Raw genomic sequence first — 26,975 nt, forward strand, 5'->3', positions numbered from 1 at the left:
TTCTATGTTTATTATACCGCATTTAAATTCGTAATACAAGAGGATTTTTGAATAATTTTAATTTTTTTTAAATTTTTTACAGACGAGGTGTGTCAACGCTTTCACATATTGGATATCCCTGGGAAGATCTCTTCGCATTTCCAATACCTTCCTGCTCGAACACAACTATATCATTTTCTCCTTTTTTCAAAAGAGCTTCCGGTAAAAAGAGCGTTTTAGTAGGTCCAACATCAAAGTATCTTCCTAAATTAAAACCGTTTACGAAAACAATTCCCTTCTTAAAGCCCTCTGTTTTAATAAATGTGTGCCCGTCCGGAGCGTCATTCAAAAAAAGAGTCCCTTTCATAAACGCGGGAAGCATATCCGCACTAAGCTCGGATGACGGAATATACCCGTCATCGGGAATATCGGTCATCGGGCATGTATACACATCCCATTCAAACTGATATTGGTAGTCAAGCTTAATACCACCAATAATTCCCTTTCTGTCATATATACCCGAGCCGTAATTTACGCGTCCCATATTCTCTGTCACAATCGTTATCAATAATCCGCTCTCAGGTATTTCAGGAAGCTTCAAATGCTTGTTTTGCTCCTCGTCGTTGCGGTATATGGTTTTTAAAAGCTTTCCGTCCGCAAAAATATACGCTCTGTCTCTTATGTCACCAAAGCTCAGTTCTCCGCCCGTGTGCGGCCCGCAAAGGCGTTTTTCGTATACTATATAGCCTGTGTTCTGATCATATTTTTCCATTGAATCCGGAAAAGAGGAATGATGAAATCCTGAAATATCTTTAAAACATGATAAAAATGGTTTGGCGCGGTCGAGAATTATTTCTCCGTAAGCACGTCTTTTATGTTCAGCAGGTCGTTCGGGAAGCTTCACTTTTGTTCTTTCTTTCATCAGTGAACAAAGCTTTGTATATTTTTCAGTATATCCTCCCCATTCGCTTATTATGCTGTCATAATCATAGCTTGTTACAGTCGGCATATATTTACCGTCATAGTTCGCACCGTTCATAAACCCGAAGTTTGTCCCGCCGTGAAACATATAGAAATTAAAGGACGCATTTGCATCCAGCATATCGGCGACTTCTTTTCCGAACGATTCCGTATCGCGTGTATGATGCGGAGCATCAATCGCCCAGTGATCAAACCATCCGTCCCAAAATTCAGTACACATAGGCGGATCATCCGGTCTGAAACGCTTCAATTCGTCAAAGGCGGCCTTTGCGTTGCTTCCGAAGTTTGCCGTTTCGTAAACCTCCGGAAGGCTTCCACCCTGGAACGACAGCCTGACAGGACCGTCAGAGGTGAAAAAGAATGTGTCAATTCCATTTTTTAAGTATAATTCCTTTAATGCGGCAAGATATGACTTATCATTTCCAAAGCTGCCATATTCATTTTCGATCTGCAGCGCTATTACGTTTCCACCGCGTGAATATAATGAATCATGTATTAAATCGCAATATTTATTAAGATAATCACGCACATGCGTCATATAAGGCTCCGAATTGCATCTGAGCCTTATGTTTTCATCCTTTAACAGCCAAGCGGGAAATCCGCCAAAATCCCATTCGGCACAAATATACGGACCCGGACGGAGAATGACGTACAAACCAACTTCCGATGCCGCTTCAATAAATTTTTTCAAATCAAGCATTCCTGAAAAATCGAAACAGCCCTTTTGTGGCTCATGCAGATTCCAGCATGAATATGTCTCCACGGTATTCATTCCGCAGGATTTCAGCTGTAACAGCCGTTCTTTCCAGTATTCGGGAAACACGCGAAAATAATGAATTGAACCGGATCTGATTATAAATGGATCATCATCGAGATAAAACGAACCGTTTTTAATACAAAGATCTTTTTTCATATGCCTCTCCTTATTTATTTTAAATATTTGATTTTTTAAGTTGAGCGTAATTACCCAGCAGTTTCTTTCGTCCTGCTTTTGCAAAATCGATTACATAAAGCATATCGCCCGCAACCTCGGTCGCTTCAACTATTTCACCGATACCGAACAGCTTATGCTCGATAATATCCCCTGCGTCGAATTTAGGTGCTTTATTTACATTGATCTTTGGTGATTTTGTATCAGGCAACCGATCATGCTGAGAATTTACGGAAGCTCTGCCGCCAGAGCCGCCTTTTATTTTACTGCTTTCCGTTCTTTTTGAGTTTTCAAATCGTTGCCCTTCATCGAGGCATTCATAATCTTTGTTTCTTTCCTCCGGACACGAACGAAAGACCTTGACATTTTTATTATCGCAGTATTCATCGGGTATCTCCGAAGCAAAACGCGAAACCGGATTTCGCGATATGAAGCCGTATAAAAGCCTTGTTTCGCAGTTTGTTATACAAATGTTTTTCTTTGCACGGGTTAACGCGACATAAAAAAGCCGTCTTTCTTCTTCTATTTCATCCGGAGAATCAACCGATCTCTGCGATGGAAATATTCCTTCCTCAACAGCGGGAAGAAACACGTAATTAAACTCAAGCCCCTTCGCGCTGTGTACTGTCATTAATACCACAGAATCAGATGATTCATCATAATTGTCTATATCCGAAATAAGCGCAGATTCCTCGAGATATGCTGAAAGCGTCGGTTCTTCATGCTTTTCGGTAAAAGAGACGGCGTTTGATACAAGCTCGTTTATATTATCGATCTTGTCTTCGGCTTCTTTTCCGAGCTTGATCAACATATCCATATATCCGCTTTCTTCAATCACTGATCTGAAAAGCTCCGGAAGGCTTATAATACTTTTCTTCAGACGCATTTTCTCAATAATCTCGCAGAAAGGCGCGAATTTATTCTTCAGCGGTTTCAGCTTTTCGTATTTATCACAGTTGCAGATGACTTCATAAAATGTGATTCCCTCTTCTTCTGAAACAGTTAAAGCGGTATTTACCGCGGTATCCCCTATTCCGCGCCTGGGCGTATTGATTATACGCATTAAACGAACTGTATCAGAAGGATTTTCGATCACCGCGAGATATGAATGTATATCCTTTATTTCCGCTCTGTCATTGAAACGTGTTCCGCTCAACAACCTGTGCGGAATTCCGTTCTTAGTTAATACAGTTTCAAGCTCGTTGGAAACCGCGTTGACTCTGTACAGCACGGCAAAATCAGAAAGTTTATACTTCCCCGAAGAAACTAGTGTTTTTATTGTATCCGCAATGAACTGAGCCTCCTGCTCACGGTCGGGAAGCCGCTTGATAAGTATTTTATCTCCAGTTTCCTTATCACACCATAAGATTTTTCCGTGCCTTGATTCGTTATGAGCGATAAGCGCGTTCGCAGCCTCAAGGATGCTCTTTGTCGAGCGGTAATTCTGTTCGAGCATTATTATTTTTGCTTCGGGATATTCCTTGTCAAAGCCAAGTATGTTTTCAACCACTGCTCCTCTGAATTTATATATACTCTGATCGTCATCGCCTACGACCATTAAATTCTTGCATTTCTCCGATATGATTCTAAGAAGAATGCATTGAACCGTATTGGTGTCCTGATATTCATCGACAAGCACATATGAAAACTTGTTTTGTATGTATTCTCTTGGCTCATTATGATCTCTGAAAAGGATTACTGTCAGCATTATTATATCATCAAAATCCAAAGCATTTGCTTCTTTGAGGCGTTTTTGATACAGTTCGTATATCTGAGCCATGCCGCGCGCTTTGAAATCCCGTGAAGAAGAGCGTGTCGTAAATTCCTCGTATGAAATCATTCGGTTCTTTGCGTATGAAATTTTATTTTGCACTTCGCGGGGAACAAACACCTTGTCGTCAAGCTGCAGATTTTTAATACAGGAAACGATCAGCTTTTTTGTGTCATCCGTGTCGTATATAGAAAAATCCCTGTTATAGCCTATCTGATCTATATACCTTCTCAATATCCTGACGCAGATCGAATGGAAGGTGCCGGACCAGATGTCTTTTGCAGCCTCTCCCACAAGTATATCAAGCCTTGATTTTATTTCGGCCGCGGCTTTATTCGTAAAGGTTATGGCAAGAATTCTGTGCGGTGGGCAGGGAGAATCCGCAAAAGGCTTTAATATTCCGAACAACATATTCATATCAGTTATACCCGAAGCGGCAATTCCCTCGAGCATTTTTAATTCTGATTCGGAAACCTCGGGATTTCTATTAGAATAATACGCGTCTCCGAAATTAATCAGATACGCTATCCTGTTCACCAAGGCCGTTGTTTTTCCGCTGCCTGCTCCGGCGAGCACAAGGACTCTTCCTTTAACGGAATATACCGCCTCTCTCTGCCGGTCATTGAGGAAAGAATAGTATTTATCAAAGAAAACATGTTTGAGTGAATTTACACGCTTTTCCACAGCGTTCAGGGAATCGTTAATCGTCATTTTCTATCCTTATTTATGGGAATTGCCTTTCGACGCGCGACAGTCGCGCGTCGAAAGGCATCAGGTTGATTTGTTTGATTTATCAGAATTCCGAGAGAGCAACCTCACGTTTTTCAGCGAGTGATTTTTCTATGGCATTAAGTACATATACCGGCTTAACAAGATCGTCAGTTGAAATCGCGGATTTGCCGGTGCGAATCATATCGACAAAATGTTTTACTTCACTTTCATAGATCCCGCCGATGTTCGGATTTTTTACAATGTTGCCGCCGGCGCCGTATGCGATTGCAATATACTGGTAATTACGGACGAAATTTAGAATAATATCATATTTTGTATATCTGGCAACAGCGGTAAGATGTCCTTCCGATGAAGCGAACGCGCTGACTGACAGAATGTCGCTGCCGAAAGCGGTCATAGCCATTTCGACAAGATGCGATCCGTAGAAATACATGCCGCCGTATTCGCTTTCGAGTTCTGCCGGGAAATTGATTATGCCGCTGTAAAGCTTGCCGACTTTGCCTTCGGCAATTTCAGTTTTCATTTCGAGAAGCTCCGGTGAAAATTTACATCCCGAGCCGCCGATCAGGGGCACCTTGTTTTCAGCGGCAAGAGCAAGCAGTTCACGGGTGTCTTCCACCGAGATGGTGACAGGCTTATCTATGAAGCATGGCATTCCGGCCTTGATAAAGGGCTTTGCGAAAGGAAGGTGATATTTTCCGTGACGGGATGTCACCATTACGCAGTCCACAAGCGGAAGCATTTCCTCCGGCGAGGAAACAATTTTAATTTCAGTTTCCGGGCAGGCCTTTACGATTTCTTCGCTGGGAGACTTTTCAAGAGCGTAAAGAGCGGTGACTCTGAAGTCCGGATAATTATATTCGCCTTTTTCGTTTTTCGTATTCATGGTCTTTGCAAAGGCCATTGCATGTGAATTTTCTGTTCCGAGTATACCAACGCGATACATTTTTATTTCTCCTTAATAATTATTTTCTTACAAAATCAGACATTGCATATTTCATGTCCGGCGGGTTCTGGCGGCGTACTTCCTCGTAAATTGCTATCTGCTGACGAACCTGATATGGCTTTATGGGAGTATCGGCTCCATTTACGAGCGCGTCATATGTCATTTCGTAATATTTCTGAACAGCTCCCGTAAAAGCGCCGCTTCCGTCAACGCTGAAGGATTCTTCATGCCAGTTGAGATTTTCAGAGCAATACTTCGGGGTTCCGTCTTCTTTCTTCAGCGGAAGCACGGTAAGCTTTTGTTCGGAAGCCTCCGAACCAATGAAATACTTCCATTGTATCTGAGACTGTGAAGCTTTGAGTCCGCCGCGTGTTCCTTGAATTTTATATGTATAGGAAGGATAAGGATCGCTTGAGGATGCGGAAACAATTACAAACGGCTTTCCGGGGAAAGAAAGAACAAGCTTCGCATAATCCTCGGCGTCACCATAACCGTTTGCGTTATAAAGACGCGAAAGAACGGCCGGCATATGGTCATAATCGTTTATAAGACTTAAAACCTGATCGAGGGGATGAGGAACGGTATTGTAGAGGTTGCCGGCGTTAAAGCAAAGAACCGTCTGCCAGTCCCAGCGGCGGAAAAAGCCGCCGAATTGAACGTCTATTTCGATAAGACTGCCGAGCACACCTGAATCCAATATTTCCTTGATTTTTACAAAGTAAGGAGCAAAACGTGACTGCTGGAAAATATTCATGTATTTTCCGTTCTTTTTTGCTGTCGCGATCATGTCGTCAAGCTCCGCAACAGAATGAGAAGCAGGCTTTTCACATACGACGTTAAAGCCATGATTCAATAAATCAATTGTTATAGGAGCATGCTGTTCACTGGTCGTTGAATTGATCACAAGATCAATATCTTTTCTTGAGAACAGATCCCTGTAATCGGAATAGATATCACAGCCCGCGCCATATTCGTTCCTGGCGATTTCACGGCGCTGTGCATCCCATTCAACAACGGCGGCAAGATTAAACTTTTCTTTGCCGGCGTTTGTTTGCAAAAATGCGCCGTGGATATCCCGTCCGCTTCTGCCTTGCCCGAGAATTGCAACATTGAGCTTTTTCATAATACCTCTCATATTTTCGGCCTTCCACTCCTGCGGTCGTGCCGTATTTAACGCCCGTAAAGGCATTAACGAGTAAATTATAATATTAAAACTCAAAAAAGTAAAGGGTATTTATAATATTGTTGTTAATTTTCCGTAATTTTCACATTATTTGTCACATGATTTTTCCACGCGGATTTTTATTTGATATTAATTCTGTCGCTTTATCATTGAAATTATCTTTTATATTTGATATAATATCTTCGATAAAAAGATTTCGGAGGAATTACTTTGGGCTGCGTTTGCTGTTTTACCGGTCACCGGTTTTCAGGCCTTCCGTTCGGATCTGACGAATCTGACGAAAAGTGCATGAAATTGACTGATCTTATCTACAAACAAATACGCTTTTTATACGATTTTTGCGGAGTTGATACTTTTATAACCGGGATGGCTCTCGGAATCGATCAGATCGCCGCGGAGCAAACGCTGTCTATTAAACGTATTCATCCGAATATAAGGCTTATCTGCGCTCTTCCATGTGAGAAGCAATATTCAAAATGGACATACGAGCAGGAAGCGCGTTTCAGAGCTATTCTCTCAAAGGCCGATGATTCAAAAATTCTTCAAGTAAATTACAGTCCGGACTGTATGCATAAGCGCAACAAATATATGGTTGATAATTCCGATTTCGTACTTGCGGTCTGGGACGGCTCCTCCGGCGGAACTTCTCAGACTGTCAGATATTCCCTTAAAAAGAAGAAACGCGTTATAATCATCAATCCCGTAACGTTTGAAATTAAAAAGGAAAATATATGAACCAGAACATATTTATGGGTATAGACGGCGGCGGCACAAAAACCGACATAGCTATCGTGTCAGATTCCGGAAAAGCCATCGCAAAAAAATCGTTTGCAGGCTCAAATCCGAACGACTCCGGACTTGATAACGCCTGTCAGTCGCTTCAAAATTATATAAAAGATATTTTGTCTGGCTCCGAACTGTCAGAAACCGATATTACAGCTTGCTTTGCCGGAATCTCGGGAGCATCCACAGGTAGAAATTTAATAAAACTCAATGATTTTTTACATATTGTATTGCCTCAGACCTTATTAAAAATCGGTTCGGACGCTCATAATTGTATTTCATGCGGTATTTATCATAATAACGGATGCTGTATGATCGCCGGAACAGGTTCATCTGCTTTTGCGCGAAAAGGTGAAAAGCTGTTCCAATGCGGCGGATGGGGATATCTTGTTGACGACGCCGGAAGCGGCTTTTCAATCGGACGCGACGGTTTATGCGCAGCCTTCCGGGCGAGAGACGGCAGAGGTGAAAAAACTGTTTTAGCAAAGCTGCTCGACGAGCGTTATGGTGCGCCGTTTTCCATGAAGCTGGATGAATTTTATAAAGGCGGAAAAAGCGCGGTCGCCGCAGTCGCTCCGATTGTTTTCATGGCCCGTTCTCTCGGCGATACAGTCGCAGTCGCAATAATCGATAAAGCAGTCGACGAAATTAAACTTCATATTTCAGTCCTTAAAAGCTATTTTCCCGATGAAGAATGCCGCGTCGTTCTTTGCGGAGGTATGTTCCGTGATAAAGATGTCATTCCCGTCATGCTTCAAAAATTAATCGGAGAAGGCATTGAGCTTATAAATCCTATTGCTCCTCCAGTTTTTGGCGCAGTAGCCGAAGCGATGAATATCACCGGTATCAAAGCCGGTAAAAGAGAAGAAGAAGCTTTTATGAATTCTATATCAATATAAAGCATTATGCACTACATACATGTAAAAGGAATACTGTCGTCTCAGAACGGCATGAATTTATATCGCGGCTGTACACACGGATGTATTTATTGCGACAGCCGCAGCAAATGCTATCAATTCACACATGACTTCGAAGATATAGAAGTCAAGCAAAATGCTCCGGAGCTATTGGAAAAATCGCTTAAAGCAAAGCGCAGGAAATGCATGATCGGAACGGGTTCGATGTGTGATCCGTATATGCACTGCGAACAACAGCTCGGACTTACCCGTCGCTGCCTTGAAATCATCGATCAGTATGGCTTTGGCCTTTCGATTCAGACCAAATCCGATCGCGTTTTACGTGATCTGGATTTATTGAAAAGCATCAACGAAAAATCAAAATGTGTCGTTCAAATGACACTGACAACATACGACGAGAATTTATGTAAAATCCTGGAGCCTAATGTCTGTTCAACGAAATATCGTTTTGAAGTTCTTAAAATACTGCGTGACAACAAAATTCCGTCAGTAGTATGGCTGTCTCCGCTTTTACCGTATATAAACGATACCGAAGACAATCTTCGGGGAATACTTGAATATTGCGTTGAGGCAAAGGTTTTCGGAATTATTTGCTTCGGCATCGGCATGACACTGCGCGAGGGCGACCGTGAATATTTTTACGCGGCCCTCGACCGAAGCTTTCCCGGGCTTCGTGCGAAATATCAAAGCAAATACGGTTATGCATATGAAGTTATGAGCGAAAATAGCGAAGCGCTTATGAGAATATTTCAATCGGAATGCAACAAGCATGGCATCATGAAAGGCAACGAAAGAATATTTGCTTATCTGCATGAATTTCCCGAACAGCCGAAGCCCGAACAGCTGAGCCTTTTTTAACGCCGAAGGAAAACTCTTTACTATAAAAAACCCATACTATACTTCCGGAGTGTTTTTAATTCAAGAAAGGTTCTTCACGGAAAGATATGGATTAAAAATACAGATAATGCTTCTGCAAAAAACCTGCGGCATAATTCAATGGTTACTGAAAAGAAAATTCATGAGCTACTTGCAATTGATTGAATTAAATGCTGCCTGCAGACAATTACGTTTGCAGGCAGCATTTTAAAAAGTAATTATTGATTTGAACTTTTTACTTCAATCCAAAGATCTCTCATCAGATTATCGATATCATCGGGTAAATAGCGGTAATGCTCCCACTTGTCACTTATATCAGGATATGATATGCCGTCGTTCTTGACGTCGTCACCGAGAAGGTCGTAAACCGCTTTATTCGGAGTCGAATATCCGACATATTCGGTATTCAATTTGCCGATCTCGGCCTTGAGCATGAAATTTATAAATTTTTCCGCGAGTTCCTTTTTACCGCTTGTCACAGGAATGCAGAACGCGTCATTAAATATATTTGTTCCGCTTTTGGGGATCGCAAAAGCCAGATCCTCGTTCTCTGCGTGAACTGTTATATAGTCGCCGGCATAATAAGGCATCATATATGCGTTTTCGCTGGGAAGCATTTCAAAGAATTCATCCATTTTATAAATGAAATTCTGCTTTTTAAGCTCCGCGGCGGCGGCACGTATCTCATCTGGATTTGTCGAATTCATGGAATAGCCGAGCTTGTTTAACGCAATCGCGAACGCGTCGCGGGGATTGTTGAACATGAGTATCTTTCCTTGATATTTGTCACTCCAGAGTATATCCCAGCTGTCAACCGGCTCCGTAATATATTTTTTATTGTATATTATGCCGACGGTTCCCCAGAAATAAGGAACGGTATATTCATTATCCGGGTCATATTCTAGATTTTTAAAATCGTCCATTATATTTGAATAATTCGGGATATTTGAATAATCAATTTTCGCGAGCATATTCTCTTTGACCATTTTTTCAATCATATAATCGGAAGGAACGATTACATCGCATTTTGCTCCGCCGGATTTGAGCTTGGCATATAACTCCTCATTGGTAGCGAAATTGCGGTATTTGACTTTAATTCCGGTTTCCTGAGTGAAAAGCTTTATCACGTCATCCGCCGCGTCGACATCGGCGCCGGTGGACATATACTGTCCCCAGTTGTATACGACGATTGTGTTGGCATCGTCTCCGCAGGATGCAAGCGGGAGGGCGACGGATACGCAAAGCGCACAGATAATTAAGACAGAGAGAAGTTTTTTCAATTCAGTTGAGCCTTTCTTTATATTATTTTTGTTTTTCATTTTCATAAGCGAGCTGAGATTTTCTGCTTGCTCTTGTATCCTTTAAGTTCATAAGCAGCAGAGTGAGAATGACTATGATGAACAATAACGCGCTGAGTGCATTTATGGAAAGCGGTATCGGCTTTTTTAAAAGGCCGTAGATATAAATCGGAAGTGTCTGAAAAGTGCCGCTCGTAAAATAACTGATGATGAAATCGTCAAGTGAAAATGTGAAGGCCATTAAAAATCCCGCGAAAACGCCAGGAAATATCTCCGGCAAGACAACTTTACGAAAAGCCGCAGACGGCACGCAGCCGAGATCGAGCGCCGCCTCATACAGGTTTACGTTCATATTCCGTATACGTGGCATTACATTCAAAATGACGTAAGGCGTATTGAATACGATATGCGCAAGCAGCACCGTGACAAAGCCGAGATCGAGTCCGAGAGGATCCATGATGAATACAAAAAGCAAAAGCAGCGAAACACCCGTCACTATCTCCGGATTTATAATCGGAAGATTTGATACATTCATGACGACACCTTTAACGCGTTTGGACAGGTTGTGTATTCCTATTGCCGCGGCGGTTCCCAGTATTGTCGCCGCGACAGAAGAAAGCACGGCGATTAAAAGCGTGTTAAGAAGCGCCTCCATCAGTATTTCGTCTCTGAATAATGCTTCATACCATCGGAAGGAAAACCCCGAAAAAATTGTTTTTGACTTTGTCGAGTTAAACGAGAAGAAAATCATAACAAGGATCGGAGCGTAAAGAAACAGAAAAACTATGCCTAAGTAAATCTTTGAAATAAGCTTTTTCATGTTTATGATCCTCTCTCCTCTCTGTATATAAGCTTTATAACTGTTTAAATCAATATTGCGTCTTCGCCTTTATCGAAGCGGTTCATAATTGCCATACTTATGACAATGATGATCATCAATACGAGGCTGAGCATGCTGCCCATATTGATGTTGGGGGAGCTTCCGACATAATACTGTTCTATCGCGTCGCCTATCATCATGCCGTTTCCGAGGCGCTGGCTTATGACAAAGGTACTTGCGGCGGGGACAAAAACCATAGTTATTCCTGTAATGACGCCCGGAATGCTAAGCGGAAAGACAATGCGTTTGAATATGTTGTAGCCGTTACATCCGAGATCCTGTCCGGCCTCTATCAAAGATTTATCAATTTTTGACATCACGGTATAAATAGGTATGATCATAAACGGAAGAAAATTATATATCATTACCGTTATAACCGCTCCGTCGTTATTGATCAGCTGCTGTCGTTCAAGTCCGAAATACACGAGGATATTGTTTATTATGCCGTTGCTTTCAAGTAAAGTCATCCACGCGTATATTCTGAGCAGAAAATTCATCCACATCGGCAGCATGATCAGCATATTCATCGTGCGCTGTTTATTAACTGACATTTTACTTATTATATAAGCAAACGGATATCCGGCGACAAGACAGATAACCGTCGTTATAAACGCCATACGAAGCGAATCGATGTAAACTCTCACGATATACGGGTTGGTCAGATATTTTAAATTATCAAATGAAAAGGCTCCGGCATCATCGGTAAATGAATAATATAATACCATGCCAAGCGGAATGACGGTAAAAAAAATCATCCAAACTAAATAAGGATAAAACGGCTTTCTGGATTTCATCTGCCGTCGCCTCCTATAGGCTTTTTGATTGATACAATACGGGCATTTTCATGATGGAGCCTTATGCCGACACGCGTTCCGACCTGTTCGTCGTTTGTCGATTTGATCAAATATCTGCGTTCGTCGGTGATGACGATCATCTCATTGTCTCTGTTTTTCCATATGACGCTGTCAAGATATCCGTTGAAATCTCCCTCGTCTTCCGGAACAACCTCGACTGTTTCCGGAGAAAGAGAAAAAGTAATATCGTCGCCTTCTTCGGCTTCAGAATACTTATCATCAAGAACAGCTGAAAACGTTTCGTCCTCGAGAGAATATTCGGCGTATTTATTTCCGTCTTCTTCAGAAATTTTCTTAATGGAAACAGTGATGACATTTTCGGCGTCTTCAAACATTCGTTTCATGATGTGAGTGTTTTCGGGTGTGATATACATGCCAATTTCCCGTCCCACTTCGGCAGCAGCGGTGGAATGAATAAGCCATGAATAACCGCAGACATCAACGGTCATCTCGTAATGTACGCCTTTAAACATACTTGATGTAACAACGCCGGTCAAAACGCCCTTTTCCGGCGAGGTGATTTCAATATCCTCAGGACGGACGACAAGATCGACATATTCGGATCCTTCGGGACGAATATCGACACATTCAAAAGTACGCCCGCAAACGGAGACAGAATAATCTTTATCCATTACGGCATCGAGAATATTGGCTTCGCCGATAAAATCTGCGACAAAGGCATTCGCCGGTTCATTATAAATTGTCTGCGGCGTGCCTATCTGTTGGATTGCGCCGGATTTCATAACAACGATCACGTCTGACATCGTCAGTGCTTCTTCCTGATCGTGTGTAACGTATATAAACGTAATGTTCGCCTGCTTCTGAATCATTTTAAGCTCGAGCTGCATATCCTTGCGCAGCTTGAGATCAAGAGCTCCGAGCGGCTCGTCCAGGAGAAGCAGCCGCGGCATATTGATCAAAGCGCGGGCTATGGCAACTCTTTGCTGCTGTCCGCCGGACAGCTTTGAAACAGGGCGCTTTTCATAGCCCTTGAGGTCGACCATCGCAAGCATTTTTTTAACTCGCGTATTAATCTCCTCCTTCGGAGTTTTTTTGATCCTGAGCCCGAACGCAATATTATCGTAAACATTAAGATGCGGAAACAGCGCGTAACGCTGAAAAACGGTGTTAACCGGCCTTTTATGAGGCGGGACATCGTTTACTACCGCGTTTTCGAATATGATATCTCCGGAAGTCGGCGATTCAAAACCGCCAATAAGCCGGAGTATTGTTGTTTTTCCGCAGCCCGAAGGGCCGAGAAGCGTGACAAAGGCCTTGTCCTTGATGTAAAGATTTATGTGCTTGAGGACGTCCTCACCGTCAAATGATTTGCATATATCGCAAAGACGGACAAGAACATCAGAACAGGACCCGTTTTCGGTCATCTCACTGTACATTGCCTCAGCTCCGGCATTCGGAACCGGGCCATCCTTTCACCATTTAAATTATTCAGGAAAACGCTTAATCAGTAATGTTATATTTTTGATCATTTCCGATAAAAAAGCAACAATAATATACAACGTATTTACGTAAATGTCAATATTATTTGAGTATTTTTTTGTTTATTCTTCAAAATTCGGGATTTTACCGCGAAAAATCGCAATATTTTACAGATTTTCGTCAAAATGCTCCGTTTTCCTCAATTATTCTTATTATAACTCTGATTTACATGACTTCAATAATTCAGAAATAATTTTCATTGCCCCGTTTATCCAGCAAACCTTTATTTATATTTGCTTCGATTTCTCGGGATAAACATGCCCATTTTTTAAGCTTCTTATTTACAAGCGGTTTCTGATATGTTATAATCGTCATGAAAAAGTTTTAACATAAGAAGGTAACAATCAAATGAAAAAAGCAGTTGTTTTCGGAGCGGGAAATATAGGCAGAGGTCTTGCCGGAAGAATTTTTTCCGAGTCCGGATACGAAGTGGTTTTTGTCGACGTCAATAAAGAGCTGTTGACACGCATCAATGAAGCGGGGTGCTATCCGCTTTATGTTACAAAAGGAGAAGGATATGACAAACGAGTGGTTGGACCGGTCCGCGCGATTGACGGCCGCGATATGGATGCCATCTGCAATGAAACAGATTCGTGCGACATTGCCGCTACCGCATGCGGTGTCAACGTTCTTCCTATAATAGCAAAATCCGTCGCAGCCGTCATAAGGCACAGATGTACTCAAGACAATCCCAGGCCCTTGAATTTTATATTATGTGAAAATAAAATAGATGTTCATGTTTACATGAAGGAGCTGCTGTTTCCTCTTTTGAACGAAAAAGAAAGCGAATATGCAAAAACACATATAGGCTTATTGCAGTCTTCCATAGGCTGTATGGTTCCCGCTCCTTCTCCCGCGCTTCTTGCGGAGAATCCTCTGATCATTGCCGTTGAAAATTACAATAAAATATACACGGATAAAAGCGGTGCGGTAGGAGAGCTTCCCGATATATCAGCGCTTATCGCATATGAGCCTTTCGATTTTTATATAAAGAGAAAACTGTATATGCATAATATGAGTCATTGCGTGCTTGCTTATCACGGATATAAAAAAGGATATAAATACGTATACGAAGCTATCGCAGACAAGGAAATCCGCGATATCGTCCGTGCCGCTCTGCGCGAATCCGCAATCGCTCTCGCAAAAGCATACGGCCAGAGTGCGGACGAGCTTTATGAGCACGGAGACGATCTGATCACACGCTATGGCAACAAGCTTCTCGGAGATACTCTCGCCAGAGTAGGCGCCGATCCGAAACGCAAGCTTTCACGTGCGGATAGGCTCACCGGAGCGGCTCTGTTTTGTCTTGAAAACGGAGTTTTCCCCGAACATATAATTCCCGCAATTATCCTCGGATTTTCATTCAATCCCGAAAATGATCCCACCGCACCCGAAATTGCAGCTTATATCAATGAAAATGGATTTGAAAAATCAATTGAAAAATACTGTGGTCTGTCTTCCGGCGAAGAGCTTTATAAGCTCATCGTCGCGCGTTCATAAATGTTTCGAGTTATTGCCACGGACGGCACCGCGCGCAGAGGCGAGCTTGTCACCGTGCATGGAACCATACAAACTCCGGTATTCATGAACGTCGGAACCTGCGCCGCCATAAAAGGCGGTGTAAGCGCCGAGGATCTGACACAGCTCAAGTGTCAGATCGAGCTGTCTAACACTTATCATCTTCATCTGCGTCCCGGGGACGATATAATAAGAGAAATGGGCGGATTGAGAGCTTTCATGGGCTGGGACGGTCCACTGCTGACAGACAGCGGAGGATTTCAGGTATTTTCACTCGCTGTCTTGAGAAAAATCTCTGAGCAGGGAGTTAATTTTCAAAGTCATATCGACGGCGCGAGAATTTTTATGGGTCCTGAGGAAAGCATGAGAATTCAAAGCAATCTCACGAGCACAATAGCAATGGCTTTTGACGAATGCATTGAAAATCCCGCCGAATACGCATATACGCAAAGATCAGTCGAGCGCACGACAAGGTGGCTAATTCGCTGTAAGGACGAAATGAAACGCCTTAATTCGCTCGATGATACGATCAATAAAAATCAAATGCTTTTCGGAATTAATCAAGGAAGCACATATGACGACATTCGCACATCCCATATGGATGAAATCGCATCCCTTGACCTCGACGGATATGCGATAGGCGGACTGGCAGTCGGAGAAGATACGAATGAAATGTATCGCATCATTGATATTGTCGCTCCAAGAATGCCGGAAAACAAGCCGCGTTATCTGATGGGAGTCGGAACTTGCTCCAACATCATCGAAGCGGTATACCGCGGTATAGATATGTTTGACTGCGTAATGCCTTCGCGCAATGCGCGCCACGGAAATATCTGCACTCATGCAGGAGTGATAAATCTTAATAATAAAAAATATGACCGTGACAAGCTTCCGATTGATCCCGAATGCGATTGCCCTGTATGCAGAAAATACTCGAGAGCTTATATCCGCCATCTACTGCGCTCAGGCGAAATGCTCGGATTCAGGCTGGCGGTTATGCACAACCTGTATTTTTATAATAATCTGACGGAAAAAATCCGTTCTGCAATTGAAAACGGCCGTTTTGCTAAATTCAGAGAGGAAAACAGCGAAATATTATCAAAGCGCATCTGAATTACAATCTGGAGGTACCGGGTGAAAAGAGCGTGGATGAGTTTCGCAACGGCAATACTATATTTTTTAACGATAGGCGCTTTTATAATCGACTATCATATTTCGTCAAGCCTTTATATAAAGCAAAACACATATAATATGCTTCGTGACTCATCTGCGGCACAGATCACCGCAATCCGTTCTGTCCTGAAAAGTTATGAGGATATACTTTCAGTATTTTCTCACACCTTGTCAGATATTTCGTTTTCAGATGAAGTACAGCTTGTTTCAAAAATGAAAGCCGTCGCGGACGCAAATTACTTCGAATACCTCGGTATAGCCAATGCAACCGGCGAAGCCATCGACAGCAACGGAGAAATTCTTGAAATAAAAAGCAAAGACTTTTATGTTAAAACAATGGCTGGCGAAACATGCTTTATAAAAAACGAAAAAAGTAAATTTTTGATTTCGGTGCCTGTCTATAATCAAGAGATCCCAAAAGGCGTTTTATTCGCTGTTTTGTCAGCAAATGTCGTTTCCGACCTTCTTATCCTAGAATTTCAACAACACAAAGCATATTCATTTATATGCGACAGCTCCGGAGCCGTTATATCCGAACCGGAAAATAATAATTATACCCCGTTTTGTTCTAATGTGATTGATTTTGTCGGCAATGTCAAATGCGAAGGAATTACACCGGAAAAGCTATCGTCTGATTTAAAAAACAATAACTCCGGCGCTTTTTATTATGGAGATTCCGGTAATAAAGGGTATGTCACATATATGCCCGCTCAATTAAATGACTGGTATATTTTCTGCATTACGTCTGCGGATATTGTCGAAGAACAGCAAAAATTGGAAACCACACGCGTAATTGTTTTGATGCTTAAAATCCTTATTATCACGGCCGTTGTGTTTTTGCTTATTATTATTCTTGATCGGAAAAGAAAAAAACAGCTTGAAAGCGAAAAAGAGCATCTGCGCCAAAGTGAGGAACGATACGAATTAATGGAAAGGCTTTCTGAAAGCGTGACGTTTGAAGGAAGCTTTGATTCGGATATAATAAAATACAACCAATATTACTCTAAAATGTACGGAAGAAACGGCACACCCTGTACGCGGCTGTCGCAGCTTACTCAGCCCAGCGATAAAATATTTCCAGAGGACATGGATGTATATATTTGTCTCGGTAAAAAGATTCTCGAGGGGATATCCCATTCATCAGCAGAGTATAGAATTCTTGACGCAAACGGTACTCCAATATGGCAGAAAACAGAATATCTGATAATCAAGGACGCCGACGGAAAGCCACTGAAGGTTATTGGAAAAATCACCAATATTGACCAGCAGCAAAAACGAATAATCAAGCTGCGTGACTGTTCCGAACGCGACTCCATGACCGAACTCATTAATCACGGTTCGTTCAAAGAAAAAATCAATGCTTCATTGTCTGCCGATTGTGCGGAAACCATTAATGCCTTTATTTATTTTGACATAGACAAATTCAAATCAATAAATGACACTCTCGGACATACGCAGGGAGACCGCGCAATTGTACTTTTCTCGGATTCGATGAAAAAAACATTTCGTGAAACCGATTATCTCGGCAGACTCGGCGGCGACGAATTCGGGGCGTTTTTAAAAAACATTTCTTCGCGCGCTCAAGCCAAAAAAAAGGTCAGCGAGCTTTACGAGGAGCTTAATAAATCTTGCTTATGCGGTAAATTTGATATACCCATATCATTCAGTATGGGAATTGCTTTATATCCTGAAAACGGTAATGATTTTGACTCTCTTTACATATCAGCGGACAAAGCGCTTTATGAAGCGAAGCATTTAAAAGCAACAGGCAAAAATAATAACTGCCCTCAATTTCTATGAACGAAAATTCAATAAACTGATTATCACGAAACCATTCATCATAAAAATCCTGCGGTATACAACCGGACTGTCCGGAAGCAAATTCACGTGTTTTTAAAATCAATAATCGATGTTCTATAGAGATAAGCTCACCAGAACCTTTTCTCCATGGCGAGGTAATTAATTATTCAATTACATCGTTAATAATATGACAAAGAAACGGCTACGGTCGTATCTCGCAGTCAACAAAACGCTGCCGTAAAATTGCGGCAGCGCCATTTTTAATTTATAATTCAATATCTGTTGTCAAATATTCTTGTGGATTTCTTTTCGCTTCTGGGAAGCTCTCCGATGCTTACAGCCTTCGGTACAATTGTGAGCCCGATTTTTGATTTCACGGCTTCCTTTACGGCTTCTTCCAATTCATTTCTTCCGTTTTCTTTTCCCGTTTCAAAGAAAATAGTCATTATATCCTTGCCGTTGAGGTGATCAATCATCACTTGATATTCACTGCTTACGCCTTCGACATCACGGAGAATTTCATCAATCTGACCGGGGAATATATTAACACCCTTGACCTTAACCATATCGTCAGTTCTTCCGACAAGTGTGTCAATTCTCGGATGGGGATTTCCGCATTTACATTCGCCTGGAATATAGCGGGTAAGGTCGTGAGTGCGGTATCTGATAAGCGGAGCGCCCTGCTTACGAAGCGTCGTTATCACAAGCTCGCCGATTTCGCCATCCGGAACATTTTCTCCTGTTTTGGGATTTATAACCTCGAAATACAGATAATCATCCCAATAATGCATTCCGCATTCATATTTACAGCTCATTGCAATGCCGGGACCGTATATCTCGGTAAGGCCATATATGTCATACAGCTCGATCCCAAGCTCGGATGCTATTCTGCGGCGCATCTTTTCGCCCCAACGCTCCGATCCTATAACGCCTTTTCTAAGGCAGATTTTGTCCTTGACGCCACGCTTTGCTATTTCTTCCGCAATCAGAAGCGCATATGAACTCGTGGCGCACAACACCGTGCTGCGCATATCAGTCATCATTTTTATCTGCTTGTCCGTATTCCCCGGACCCATCGGGATAACCATTGCGCCAAGCCGTTCGGCTCCATTCTGAAAGCCTATTCCCGCCGTCCAGAGTCCGTAACCGGGAGTGATATGTATTCGGTCGTCGGCCGTAATTTCTGCGGTTTTATAACAGCGTTCAAACAGGATCGCCCAATCCTCGACATCTGTTTTTGTATAAGGAATTATAACAGGAGTACCTGTCGTTCCGGAAGAAGAATGAATCCGAACAATTTCACGGTCAGGCACGGCGGCAAGACCGAGAGGATACGCGTTTCTGAGTTCATCCTTTTCAGTAAACGGGATCTTTTTAAAATCCTCCCCGCTTGTTATGCCGGTATCGATTCCCGCATATTTCATACCGTAAAAACCGCTGCGCTTTTTTATATTTTTCAATAGCTCTTTTATTTGTTCAAGCTGCATCAGTGTCATGTCCATAACATATTTGTCCTTGTAATCAGTTAAAGTATAGCGATTATATCACACTGTCAGTAAAAAGTCAAATTTCCGCAGTGTAATAAAGCGGCAGTTAAATTTACAGTATTAAAGCGGAATATAAATTTACCTTGTTGATTTTTGCGCTATATTGCTTATAATGTTATATGCATAAATACATCAAAGGTATGGAATAACATATGCTTCATCTAATTGTTTCACCTGATGGGAAATCCATGTCCGATAAAATATTTGAAAATGCGAAAAGCTCGATTTTCGCCGGACGAGAATCATTCATAATCGTTCCGGAACAAAACACTGTGGATTCGGAAATACGGCTTCTTAAGGAATGCGGAGAAAAAGCAAACCTTTTCTGCGAAGTCATAAATTTATCCCGCCTGCCAAACCGCATATTTCGTGAAACAGGCGGCATCTCAGGCGAATATCTGACGAAAGCCGGTAAAGCTCTCTTGATTTCAAAGGTGCTCTCCGAGCTCTCTGATTATCTGACTGTCTACAAAGACGCTGCAAAATCATATGATTTTCCGATGAGGCTTGTCGAATGCCTCGACGGGTTAAAAAGCTCCGGGTTGGGAACCGCCGCGATAAAAGAAGCGGCGCGGAATGCCGGCTATGACGGCAACACACAGCTTATCGGAAAGCTCTCCGAGCTGTATCTTATAGCTTCGGCTTTTGACGAAGAGGCGAAGAACTTTTGCACACTCGAGGACGATATAACAAAGCTGAATTCAATACTCGACGAATTCGACTTTTTCTCAGGCAAGGATGTATACGCGGACGGATTTTTCGGCTTTTCTCTGCCGCAGCTCGAATTGATAAAGCATATAATTGCCCAGGCGGATAATTTTTACATAACAATCAACTGTTACCCAGAAGCAATTGAAGCGACAGAAAAATGCGACGCTTTTTCATCTTCAATTAAGCTTTATTCCAAGCTTCTGCGTTTTTCAGAAAGTGCGGGACAGCAGGCAAAAACTGATTTTATAAAACGCGGTAATACGAGTTTCTTTTCCCAGATTGACGAAAACGCTTTACTGCAGCGTTCATCTTCTCACGTATTATTCTCAGAAACATCCGCCGACGCGCTGCGAATTACTGAATGCGCGTCGGAATATGATGAAATCATCTACTGCGCTCATGAGATTGAAAAGCTCGTCAGGTATGACGGCATACGCTATTCAGATATAGCAGTCGTATACCGTTCAGAAACGCCATATGGCGCTTTATGCGACATGATATTTGAAAAATACTCAATACCGACATTTCATACGCAAAAAAGCAAAATAAACGCAGCTCCGCTGGTACAGGCAATAATATTATCCGTTGAAATAGCTGCCGGAGACACCCGGCTTGATACGATGCGCGCTTATATGAAAACCGGATTTATTCAGCTGTCCCAAGATGAGCTTTTTTTGCTTGAGGATTACGCGCTGTCATGGAGTATTTCCGGTTCGAAATGGTTTACGGGCGATTTTAAAATGAATCCGTCAGGCTACACCAGCGAAATGACAGAATCCGATTCTGAAAGGCTGACGCGTGTGAATCTGGCCCGCCAAAAGCTGATCGCTCCGCTTTATAAATTGAAACAGAACATTTCCTCCACGCGATCGGTTTCCGGAAAGCTTGACGCGGTAACTTCTTTTTTAATTGATGTCGGCGCATACGAGATCATAGCGCGGCAATCAGAGATTCTCATATCGGAAAAGTTATTTTCGGATGCCGGTGAGCTGATTTTACTATGGAACACGGTCGTTTCCTGTATGACGCAGTTTAATAATATATTAGGTGATTATGAGCCGAAGGGCAATTTTATTTCTATGCTCAGGCTGTGCTTCTCCGATGCGTCTACCGGACGCATTCCGTCGGTCAGTGACGCAGTATCTGCCGGTGAAAGCGAATTTATAAGATATGACGGAGTTAAATATCTGTTTGCTCCGGGCTTCAACGCCGATTTATTTCCCGCGTCAAAGCAGTCAGACGGATTCTTTACGGGGCTGGAGCTGGAGGAGCTTCAGCGAATAATGCCGGACGCGGATCTCATCCCGGATATGACTGACAGCGATGAATTGTTTTTATTTCATAGAATTATTTCCGCTCCGCGTGAAAAGCTCTATATAACTTATCATTCTTCTTCATCCTCGGATGATTCTTACTGCGCAAAAAGCCCTTTTATCCCTGTGCTAATGCGAACACTCCCTTCTCTTTCGCTGGATAAATTCAACCCGGACTCTGCGCTTCCGGTATGTCCGGAGGAAGCTTTCTCTGCATTATGTGCAGGTATGTTTGACGATGAAGGCAAAAACAAACTGCTTTCAGCCGTTTCTATAACTGATAAGAGTTTTACAGACAGATTCGCCCGTGCCGACGGCAGATGCGATCCTTTAAGGTCTCTTTCGCATGAATACAATCCATATATATCCGCGCCTTTTATAAATCTCACTCAATCGCGGATACAATCCTATAATCAGTGTAAATATTCGTATTTTTTAAAATATCTTCTTTCCGCTAAGCCAAAAAAGAACATGGCCTTTGATTATTCGGAGGTCGGGACATATATACATGCCATTCTTGAGAAGTTTTTTGTCAATGTTTTTGAATCCGGCGAGTCGCTTGAAACTCTCGACAGAAAAGAAATCATGTCGAGAATACGGCATCTTTCCGAAGAGCATCTCGGCTCCCTTGGCGGAGGTGGTATATCTGAGGCGAGGCTTTTGCATATGACCTCACGAATATCGGATGCTTCCGTCAGAGTCGTCGAAAAGCTGATATGCGAATTCAAGGGCTCTAAATTCATTCCCGTATTGTTTGAATCCGATCTCTCCGAAACCGACAGCGCTTACCGCGTTGGAGCTGAAAAGCATTCTTTACAAATATTCGGAAAGATCGACCGCGCCGATATTTATAAAAGTGAAAACGGCGAATATTTTATCAGAGTAGTTGATTACAAAACCTCGGGAAAAGCTTTTTCAATAAGCGATATATACAACGGCATAAATCTTCAGCTGCTTGTATATCTTTTCGCGCTGTGCCAAAACGGTGTGAAGCTTGGGGAAAAAGGTGACGGCGTTCGTGTCCCGGTAAATCCGGCCGGCCTGATTTATGTTAAAGCACTTTCTTCAGATTCGTTATCAGATCAACCTGTTTCGGATGAAGACGCAGAAACGAAAGCCTCAAAGCTGCTTAAAAACGACGGGCTCATCATTGACGATAAGGAACTTATATATGCGATGGATCCTGCTGTCTCCGGCAGCTTTATTCCTGTTAAATTCAATAAAGACGGGTCAATCTCATCATATTCAAAGGTAATAAGTAAAGAAAATTATTCTATTTTAAAAAAGCATGTCGACCGTATATTGAAAAAAACAGCTGACGATCTGCTAAGAGGTGATTTCACCGCCGATCCGTTTGCCGATAAAAAGCTGTCATGTGAATATTGCGGTTTTAAATGCGTCTGTCGGAATGAAAGCGACGGCGGACGGGAATTTAAAAAATTCGATAAAATATCCGATGTTCTTGCGGAAATAAAAAAAGAAGAGGAGGTCTGACGGTATGGCAAAAGCAAAAATCGCATTTACATCTAATCAAAAAAGTGCGATAAACGCAAAAAATGTGTCTTTGATCGTTTCTGCCGCGGCCGGCAGCGGTAAAACCGCAGTCCTGACCGAAAGAATACTGCAAAGGCTTTCCGATCCTGCGGATCCCGCGGATATTTCAAAATTGCTTGTGGTAACCTTCACACGCTCAGCAGCCGCGGAGCTCAAGGATAGGCTGTATAAAAAGCTCGACGAAGCCTGTCTTGCTAATCCAAGTGACAAGCTGATACGCCGTCAGCTCAATTCTCTTTCGTCGGCAAAAATATCGACAATACACTCGTTCTGTTTTAATATTGTAAAGCAAAACTTTTTTGCGCTCGGTCTGCCGTCAAAGCTCAGAATTTCCGATCCAGCGGAAGCCAAAATGCTGCGCAACGCATGTATGGAAGAGATAGTAAACGCTTATTTTGAAAATTCAGGTGAAGAATCGGTAGGATTCAAGCTTTCATGCAATAACTACGGAGATTTCTTATATTTGGCCGATCTCTGCTCTGCTGTCAAATCGGACAGGAATTTTTCGGAAATGTTGATAAAGCTTTATGAAAAGCTCAGCTCCTTCCCTTTACCGCTCAGAATGCTGAATGAAAGCACTCAAAAGTTATGTGACGAGCTTTCTTTAATGATAAACGAAAAAGCAAACGTCAACGAAAAAGAAAGGGAAGCAAACTGCGATGCTGTTTTAAAAACCGTTACCGGAAGCGTTATTACCGTCGAAGCTCTGAAAGCTGTCAGAGCGATTAAAAGCCGTTCATTGATGCTAAAGGATGCGGCATCGACATCGGATAAAAGGCTCGGTTCCGCTTATCTTCCCGCCTTTGAATCCGATATTGCGCTTTTCGCTGAAGCAGAAAACGCAATACTGTGTAATGACAGCAAAACATTAATGGATTTAATTGGCGCTTCCGAATCAGCAAAAAAGAGGCTTAATCCGCTTCGAATAGCTCCGGATGAAAAAAAGCTGATACGGCTAAAAAATGCATTCCAAAAAATGCGCGACACGGAATTCACACAGTATAAGGATGTAATGTCATCTCTGGGCTCTCTTTTCAGAGAAAGCGTAAAATCCGAATATGAAATCAATATAAAGCTGAACCGTGTGTTGACAGAGCTTCTTACCGATTTCCGTCAGTATTATTCATCTGAAAAATTAAAGCACGGCATACTTGATTATAGCGATCTCGAGCATTATGCTTTTATTTCTCTTGTCAAGCCCGAAACCTTTAATTATTCTACCGGAGAATTTGAACGCACCCCATTTGCCGTTAAATGCTCAAAAGAAATAGATGAAATTTATATCGACGAATACCAGGATACGAATATGCTTCAGGATGCGATTTTCAGAGCTGTTTCGAGGAAGCGCAACATGTTTGCCGTCGGTGACCCTAAGCAGAGTATATATGGTTTTCGCGGAGCTTTACCGGAAATATTCACCTCATATAGAAACAACTGCGGCGATTATTCCGCTGAAAATCCGGATGACAGGCAAAGAATTTTCCTCTCGGATAATTTCAGGTGTGATGAAAGCGTCGTATCATTTGTGAATACTGTATGTGAAAAGCTTTTAAATACAGATCCCGACAACCTTCTTTACGGAAAGAACGACCGGTTAGTAAAATCAAAACTGTTTGAATCAGGTTTCAGCTGTGAAATTGCCGTGATCGACAAATCACCGACCGCTGCGCAAACGGAAGCAGGTTATATAGCGAAAAAAATCAAAGAACTATTATCGGAGAACATAATCACAGATTCCGGACGGCCGTTATGTCCCGATGATATCGCCGTGCTTGCGCGGAAAGCGGATGTTCTTATACCGGTCAAACAGGAACTTGAATCCATAGGCATTGATTCTGTTTGCGCGGCGGATGATAAATTCACAGAATCAGCCGAAATTCTTTTTATGACTTCACTCTTGAATGCGATAGATAATCCATACCGCGATGAATATCTGATCGGTACGCTCGCGTCGCCTGTGTTCTGCTTTTCATCTGATGATCTTTTCAGGATCAGATTGGCAAAAAAGGATTCTCCGTTTTATGAAGCACTGAAGAGCTTTACAAGCGAAGACATGCTTTCGGATAAGGTCACAGAGTTTTTATATAAGCTTTCGGTTTATAGGAATGCGTCTTTGAAATACAACGCATTGGAGCTTATCCGTTATTTGTATTCAGATACGGATATATTTTCCGCTTTTACTTCCGTCGATAAAGCTGTTAGAATTTGCAAAAAGAAAAATCTAGTCCGACTTACGCGAATAGCTCAGAGCTATATCAAAGCGAATTCCGGTGGACTCGGAAGCTTTATACCGTATCTGGCAAGCTTTTCGGGAGCAGATAGCGAAGCATCCGTAAGCGAAGACGGCGGAAGCGTCAAGCTTATGACTATGCATAAAGCTAAGGGACTCGAATTTCCGGTATGTATACTCTGCGGCTTGGGATCAAATCCGAATGAAAGAGATTTAAGCGGCTCTGTTGTGTTTTCATCAAAAACAGGTCCGGCATTTTTGATGCTCAACGACAGCGGAACCGCCAGGTTCAATACCGTTCTCAGACGCGCCGCCATATCGGAGCTGAAAAAGCAGATGAGAGACGAAGAAAAGAGAGTTCTTTATGTTGCAATGACAAGAGCAAGACAAAAGCTTATTGTCTGCGGAACAATGGACGGTACGGATAAATTAAATGAATTGATATGTCCGTTTCCGGAGCATACGCAGGATACCGAATTTATAATTCAGAGTCTTTTTTGGGCAAAAACACCACTTGAAATGATACTGACCTGTATTTCGGATAATACTATGATTACAGAAGCGTTTAAAAAAGCAGGACGTGATGATTATGATGCGTCATCAGTCTGCGTTCCGGGACTGACAGTAAATATTGTCAAAGGAGAGAAAGACAGCTTTGAAAGCAGCTCTGAAATGTTTTTAAAAGGAAACTGCTGTGATAAAAAATACATTCAGCAGACAAAATTCAGCAGGAGCGAAGCGGATAACATCATTGCCGACTTGACATTCATATATCCTTACAGTAAGCTTACTGAAATGCCGAAAAAGCTATCGGTTTCACAATTATACAGAGGGCTTAACGATTTTGATCACATTGAGCAAAAACAGCCTGAGCAGATAATGCTTGCTTCCGGCAACTTTACCAGAAAAGACAATTCATATGACGCGGCCTTCGCCGGTACATCGACGCATCTTTTTATGCAGTTTTGTGACTTTGATATATGCATAAAAAGCGGAACGGAATATGAAGCCGGCCGCCTTGTGGATGAAAATTACATATCTGTAAAAAACCGCGATTTTCTGAATCACAGGGTCTTGAAAGCTTTTTTTGCTTCTGACCTTTTTAACCGGATTCGATTATCCGAATATGTAAAACGGGAATTAAGGTTTAATGTGTTCATGAAAGCCTCTGAATTATTTTCGGATGGAACCAGCTCAGAAAACGACTCAGATATACTCGTTCAGGGCGTGATCGACTGCTTTTTCAAGAACGATGACGGTACATATACGGTCATGGATTATAAAACTGATCGGGTACAGAGTGAGGATATTCTATGGGAAAGATATTCCGCTCAATTGAAGTTATATAAAAAAGCGGTCGAAAAAATGACCGGATCCAGAGTGTCTAAAATTGTGATCTATTCTTTTAATCTCGGCCGAGAAACTGAAATTACGCTTACTGAATAATTCTAATCAACGAAATTAAATGCGGCGCCTTAAACCTGAAAAGGCTTCCGGC

At 42.2% G+C, this 26,975-nt stretch carries 16 protein-coding genes and 1 pseudogene; 8 read left to right on the plus strand and 9 right to left on the minus strand.

All coding sequences use genetic code 11. From position 1 onward, the window contains the following. Positions 1–76 precede the first annotated feature (76 nt). The 4 genes from VB118_02515 to VB118_02530 form a co-directional block, all read right to left on the minus strand. Positions 77–1,873 carry a beta-galactosidase family protein gene (locus VB118_02515; protein MEA4831477.1) on the minus strand — a complete coding sequence of 599 codons (1,797 nt, stop codon included), beginning with the start codon at positions 1,871–1,873 and terminating at the stop codon, positions 77–79. Between the two features lie 19 nt (positions 1,874–1,892). Continuing rightward, entirely contained in the window at positions 1,893–4,373 is a 2,481-nt protein-coding gene (locus VB118_02520) for a 3'-5' exonuclease (GenBank protein MEA4831478.1), read from the minus strand. An 82-nt stretch (positions 4,374–4,455) separates the two neighbouring features. After that, positions 4,456–5,340 carry a Gfo/Idh/MocA family oxidoreductase gene (locus VB118_02525; protein MEA4831479.1) on the minus strand — a complete coding sequence of 295 codons (885 nt, stop codon included), beginning with the start codon at positions 5,338–5,340 and terminating at the stop codon, positions 4,456–4,458. Between the two features lie 19 nt (positions 5,341–5,359). After that, the gene (locus VB118_02530; GenBank protein MEA4831480.1) at positions 5,360–6,475 is read right to left on the minus strand and encodes a Gfo/Idh/MocA family oxidoreductase; all 1,116 of its coding nucleotides are present in this window, start codon (positions 6,473–6,475) and stop codon (positions 5,360–5,362) included. A gap of 258 nt (positions 6,476–6,733) precedes the next feature. On the opposite strand from VB118_02530, the gene VB118_02535 reads away from it, so the two are divergent. Genes VB118_02535 through VB118_02545 form a run of 3 tightly spaced genes read left to right on the plus strand, consistent with a single transcriptional unit; the run spans position 6,734 to position 9,081 of the window. Further along, complete coding sequence (locus tag VB118_02535) at positions 6,734–7,258, plus strand: SLOG family protein (GenBank protein ID MEA4831481.1); 525 nt, start codon at positions 6,734–6,736, stop codon at positions 7,256–7,258. Continuing rightward, entirely contained in the window at positions 7,255–8,205 is a 951-nt protein-coding gene (locus tag VB118_02540) for a BadF/BadG/BcrA/BcrD ATPase family protein (GenBank protein MEA4831482.1), read from the plus strand. The genes VB118_02535 and VB118_02540 overlap by 4 nt, the downstream gene beginning before the upstream one ends. Positions 8,206–8,211: 6 nt before the next feature. Further along, entirely contained in the window at positions 8,212–9,081 is an 870-nt protein-coding gene (locus VB118_02545; GenBank protein ID MEA4831483.1) for a radical SAM protein, read from the plus strand. A gap of 236 nt (positions 9,082–9,317) precedes the next feature. On the opposite strand, the gene VB118_02550 is transcribed toward VB118_02545, so the two are convergent. The 4 genes and pseudogenes from VB118_02550 to VB118_02565 all read right to left on the minus strand — a co-directional run bounded on the left by VB118_02550 (position 9,318) and on the right by VB118_02565 (position 13,516). After that, positions 9,318–10,379, minus strand: coding sequence for a spermidine/putrescine ABC transporter substrate-binding protein (locus tag VB118_02550; protein ID MEA4831484.1), 1,062 nt, complete (start codon positions 10,377–10,379; stop codon positions 9,318–9,320). 22 nt (positions 10,380–10,401) lie between these two features. Then, positions 10,402–11,217, minus strand: a complete 816-nt coding sequence (locus VB118_02555) for an ABC transporter permease (protein ID MEA4831485.1) — start codon at positions 11,215–11,217, stop codon at positions 10,402–10,404. Positions 11,218–11,261: 44 nt separating this feature from the next. After that, a complete protein-coding gene (locus VB118_02560; GenBank protein ID MEA4831486.1) occupies positions 11,262–12,071 on the minus strand; it encodes an ABC transporter permease in 810 nt (269 codons plus the stop codon). A gap of 386 nt (positions 12,072–12,457) precedes the next feature. Continuing rightward, positions 12,458–13,516 (minus strand): annotated as a pseudogene (locus tag VB118_02565) (ABC transporter ATP-binding protein). Positions 13,517–13,979: 463 nt separating this feature from the next. Here VB118_02565 and VB118_02570 point away from each other — a divergent pair. Genes VB118_02570 through VB118_02580 form a run of 3 tightly spaced genes read left to right on the plus strand, consistent with a single transcriptional unit; the run spans position 13,980 to position 18,122 of the window. Beyond that, the gene (locus VB118_02570) at positions 13,980–15,131 is read left to right on the plus strand and encodes a hypothetical protein (protein MEA4831487.1); all 1,152 of its coding nucleotides are present in this window, start codon (positions 13,980–13,982) and stop codon (positions 15,129–15,131) included. Then, complete coding sequence (gene tgt, locus VB118_02575) at positions 15,132–16,262, plus strand: tRNA guanosine(34) transglycosylase Tgt (protein MEA4831488.1); 1,131 nt, start codon at positions 15,132–15,134, stop codon at positions 16,260–16,262. A 21-nt stretch (positions 16,263–16,283) separates the two neighbouring features. Continuing rightward, a complete protein-coding gene (locus VB118_02580; GenBank protein ID MEA4831489.1) occupies positions 16,284–18,122 on the plus strand; it encodes a diguanylate cyclase in 1,839 nt (612 codons plus the stop codon). A 272-nt stretch (positions 18,123–18,394) separates the two neighbouring features. Here the strand turns inward: VB118_02580 and VB118_02585 are convergent, their stop codons facing one another. Next, positions 18,395–19,624 (minus strand): phenylacetate--CoA ligase, encoded by a 1,230-nt coding sequence (locus tag VB118_02585; GenBank protein ID MEA4831490.1) that lies wholly within the window; start codon positions 19,622–19,624, stop codon positions 18,395–18,397. Between the two features lie 197 nt (positions 19,625–19,821). Here VB118_02585 and VB118_02590 point away from each other — a divergent pair, with 197 nt between their 5' ends. Beyond that, positions 19,822–23,187, plus strand: a complete 3,366-nt coding sequence (locus VB118_02590) for a PD-(D/E)XK nuclease family protein (protein ID MEA4831491.1) — start codon at positions 19,822–19,824, stop codon at positions 23,185–23,187. Positions 23,188–23,191: 4 nt separating this feature from the next. Continuing rightward, positions 23,192–26,923: a UvrD-helicase domain-containing protein gene (locus VB118_02595; protein MEA4831492.1), complete on the plus strand. Its 3,732-nt coding sequence runs from the start codon at positions 23,192–23,194 to the stop codon at positions 26,921–26,923. Positions 26,924–26,975: the final 52 nt, after the last annotated feature.

This window comes from Oscillospiraceae bacterium, assembly GCA_034925865.1.
Taxonomy (GTDB): domain Bacteria; phylum Bacillota; class Clostridia; order Oscillospirales; family SIG627; genus SIG704.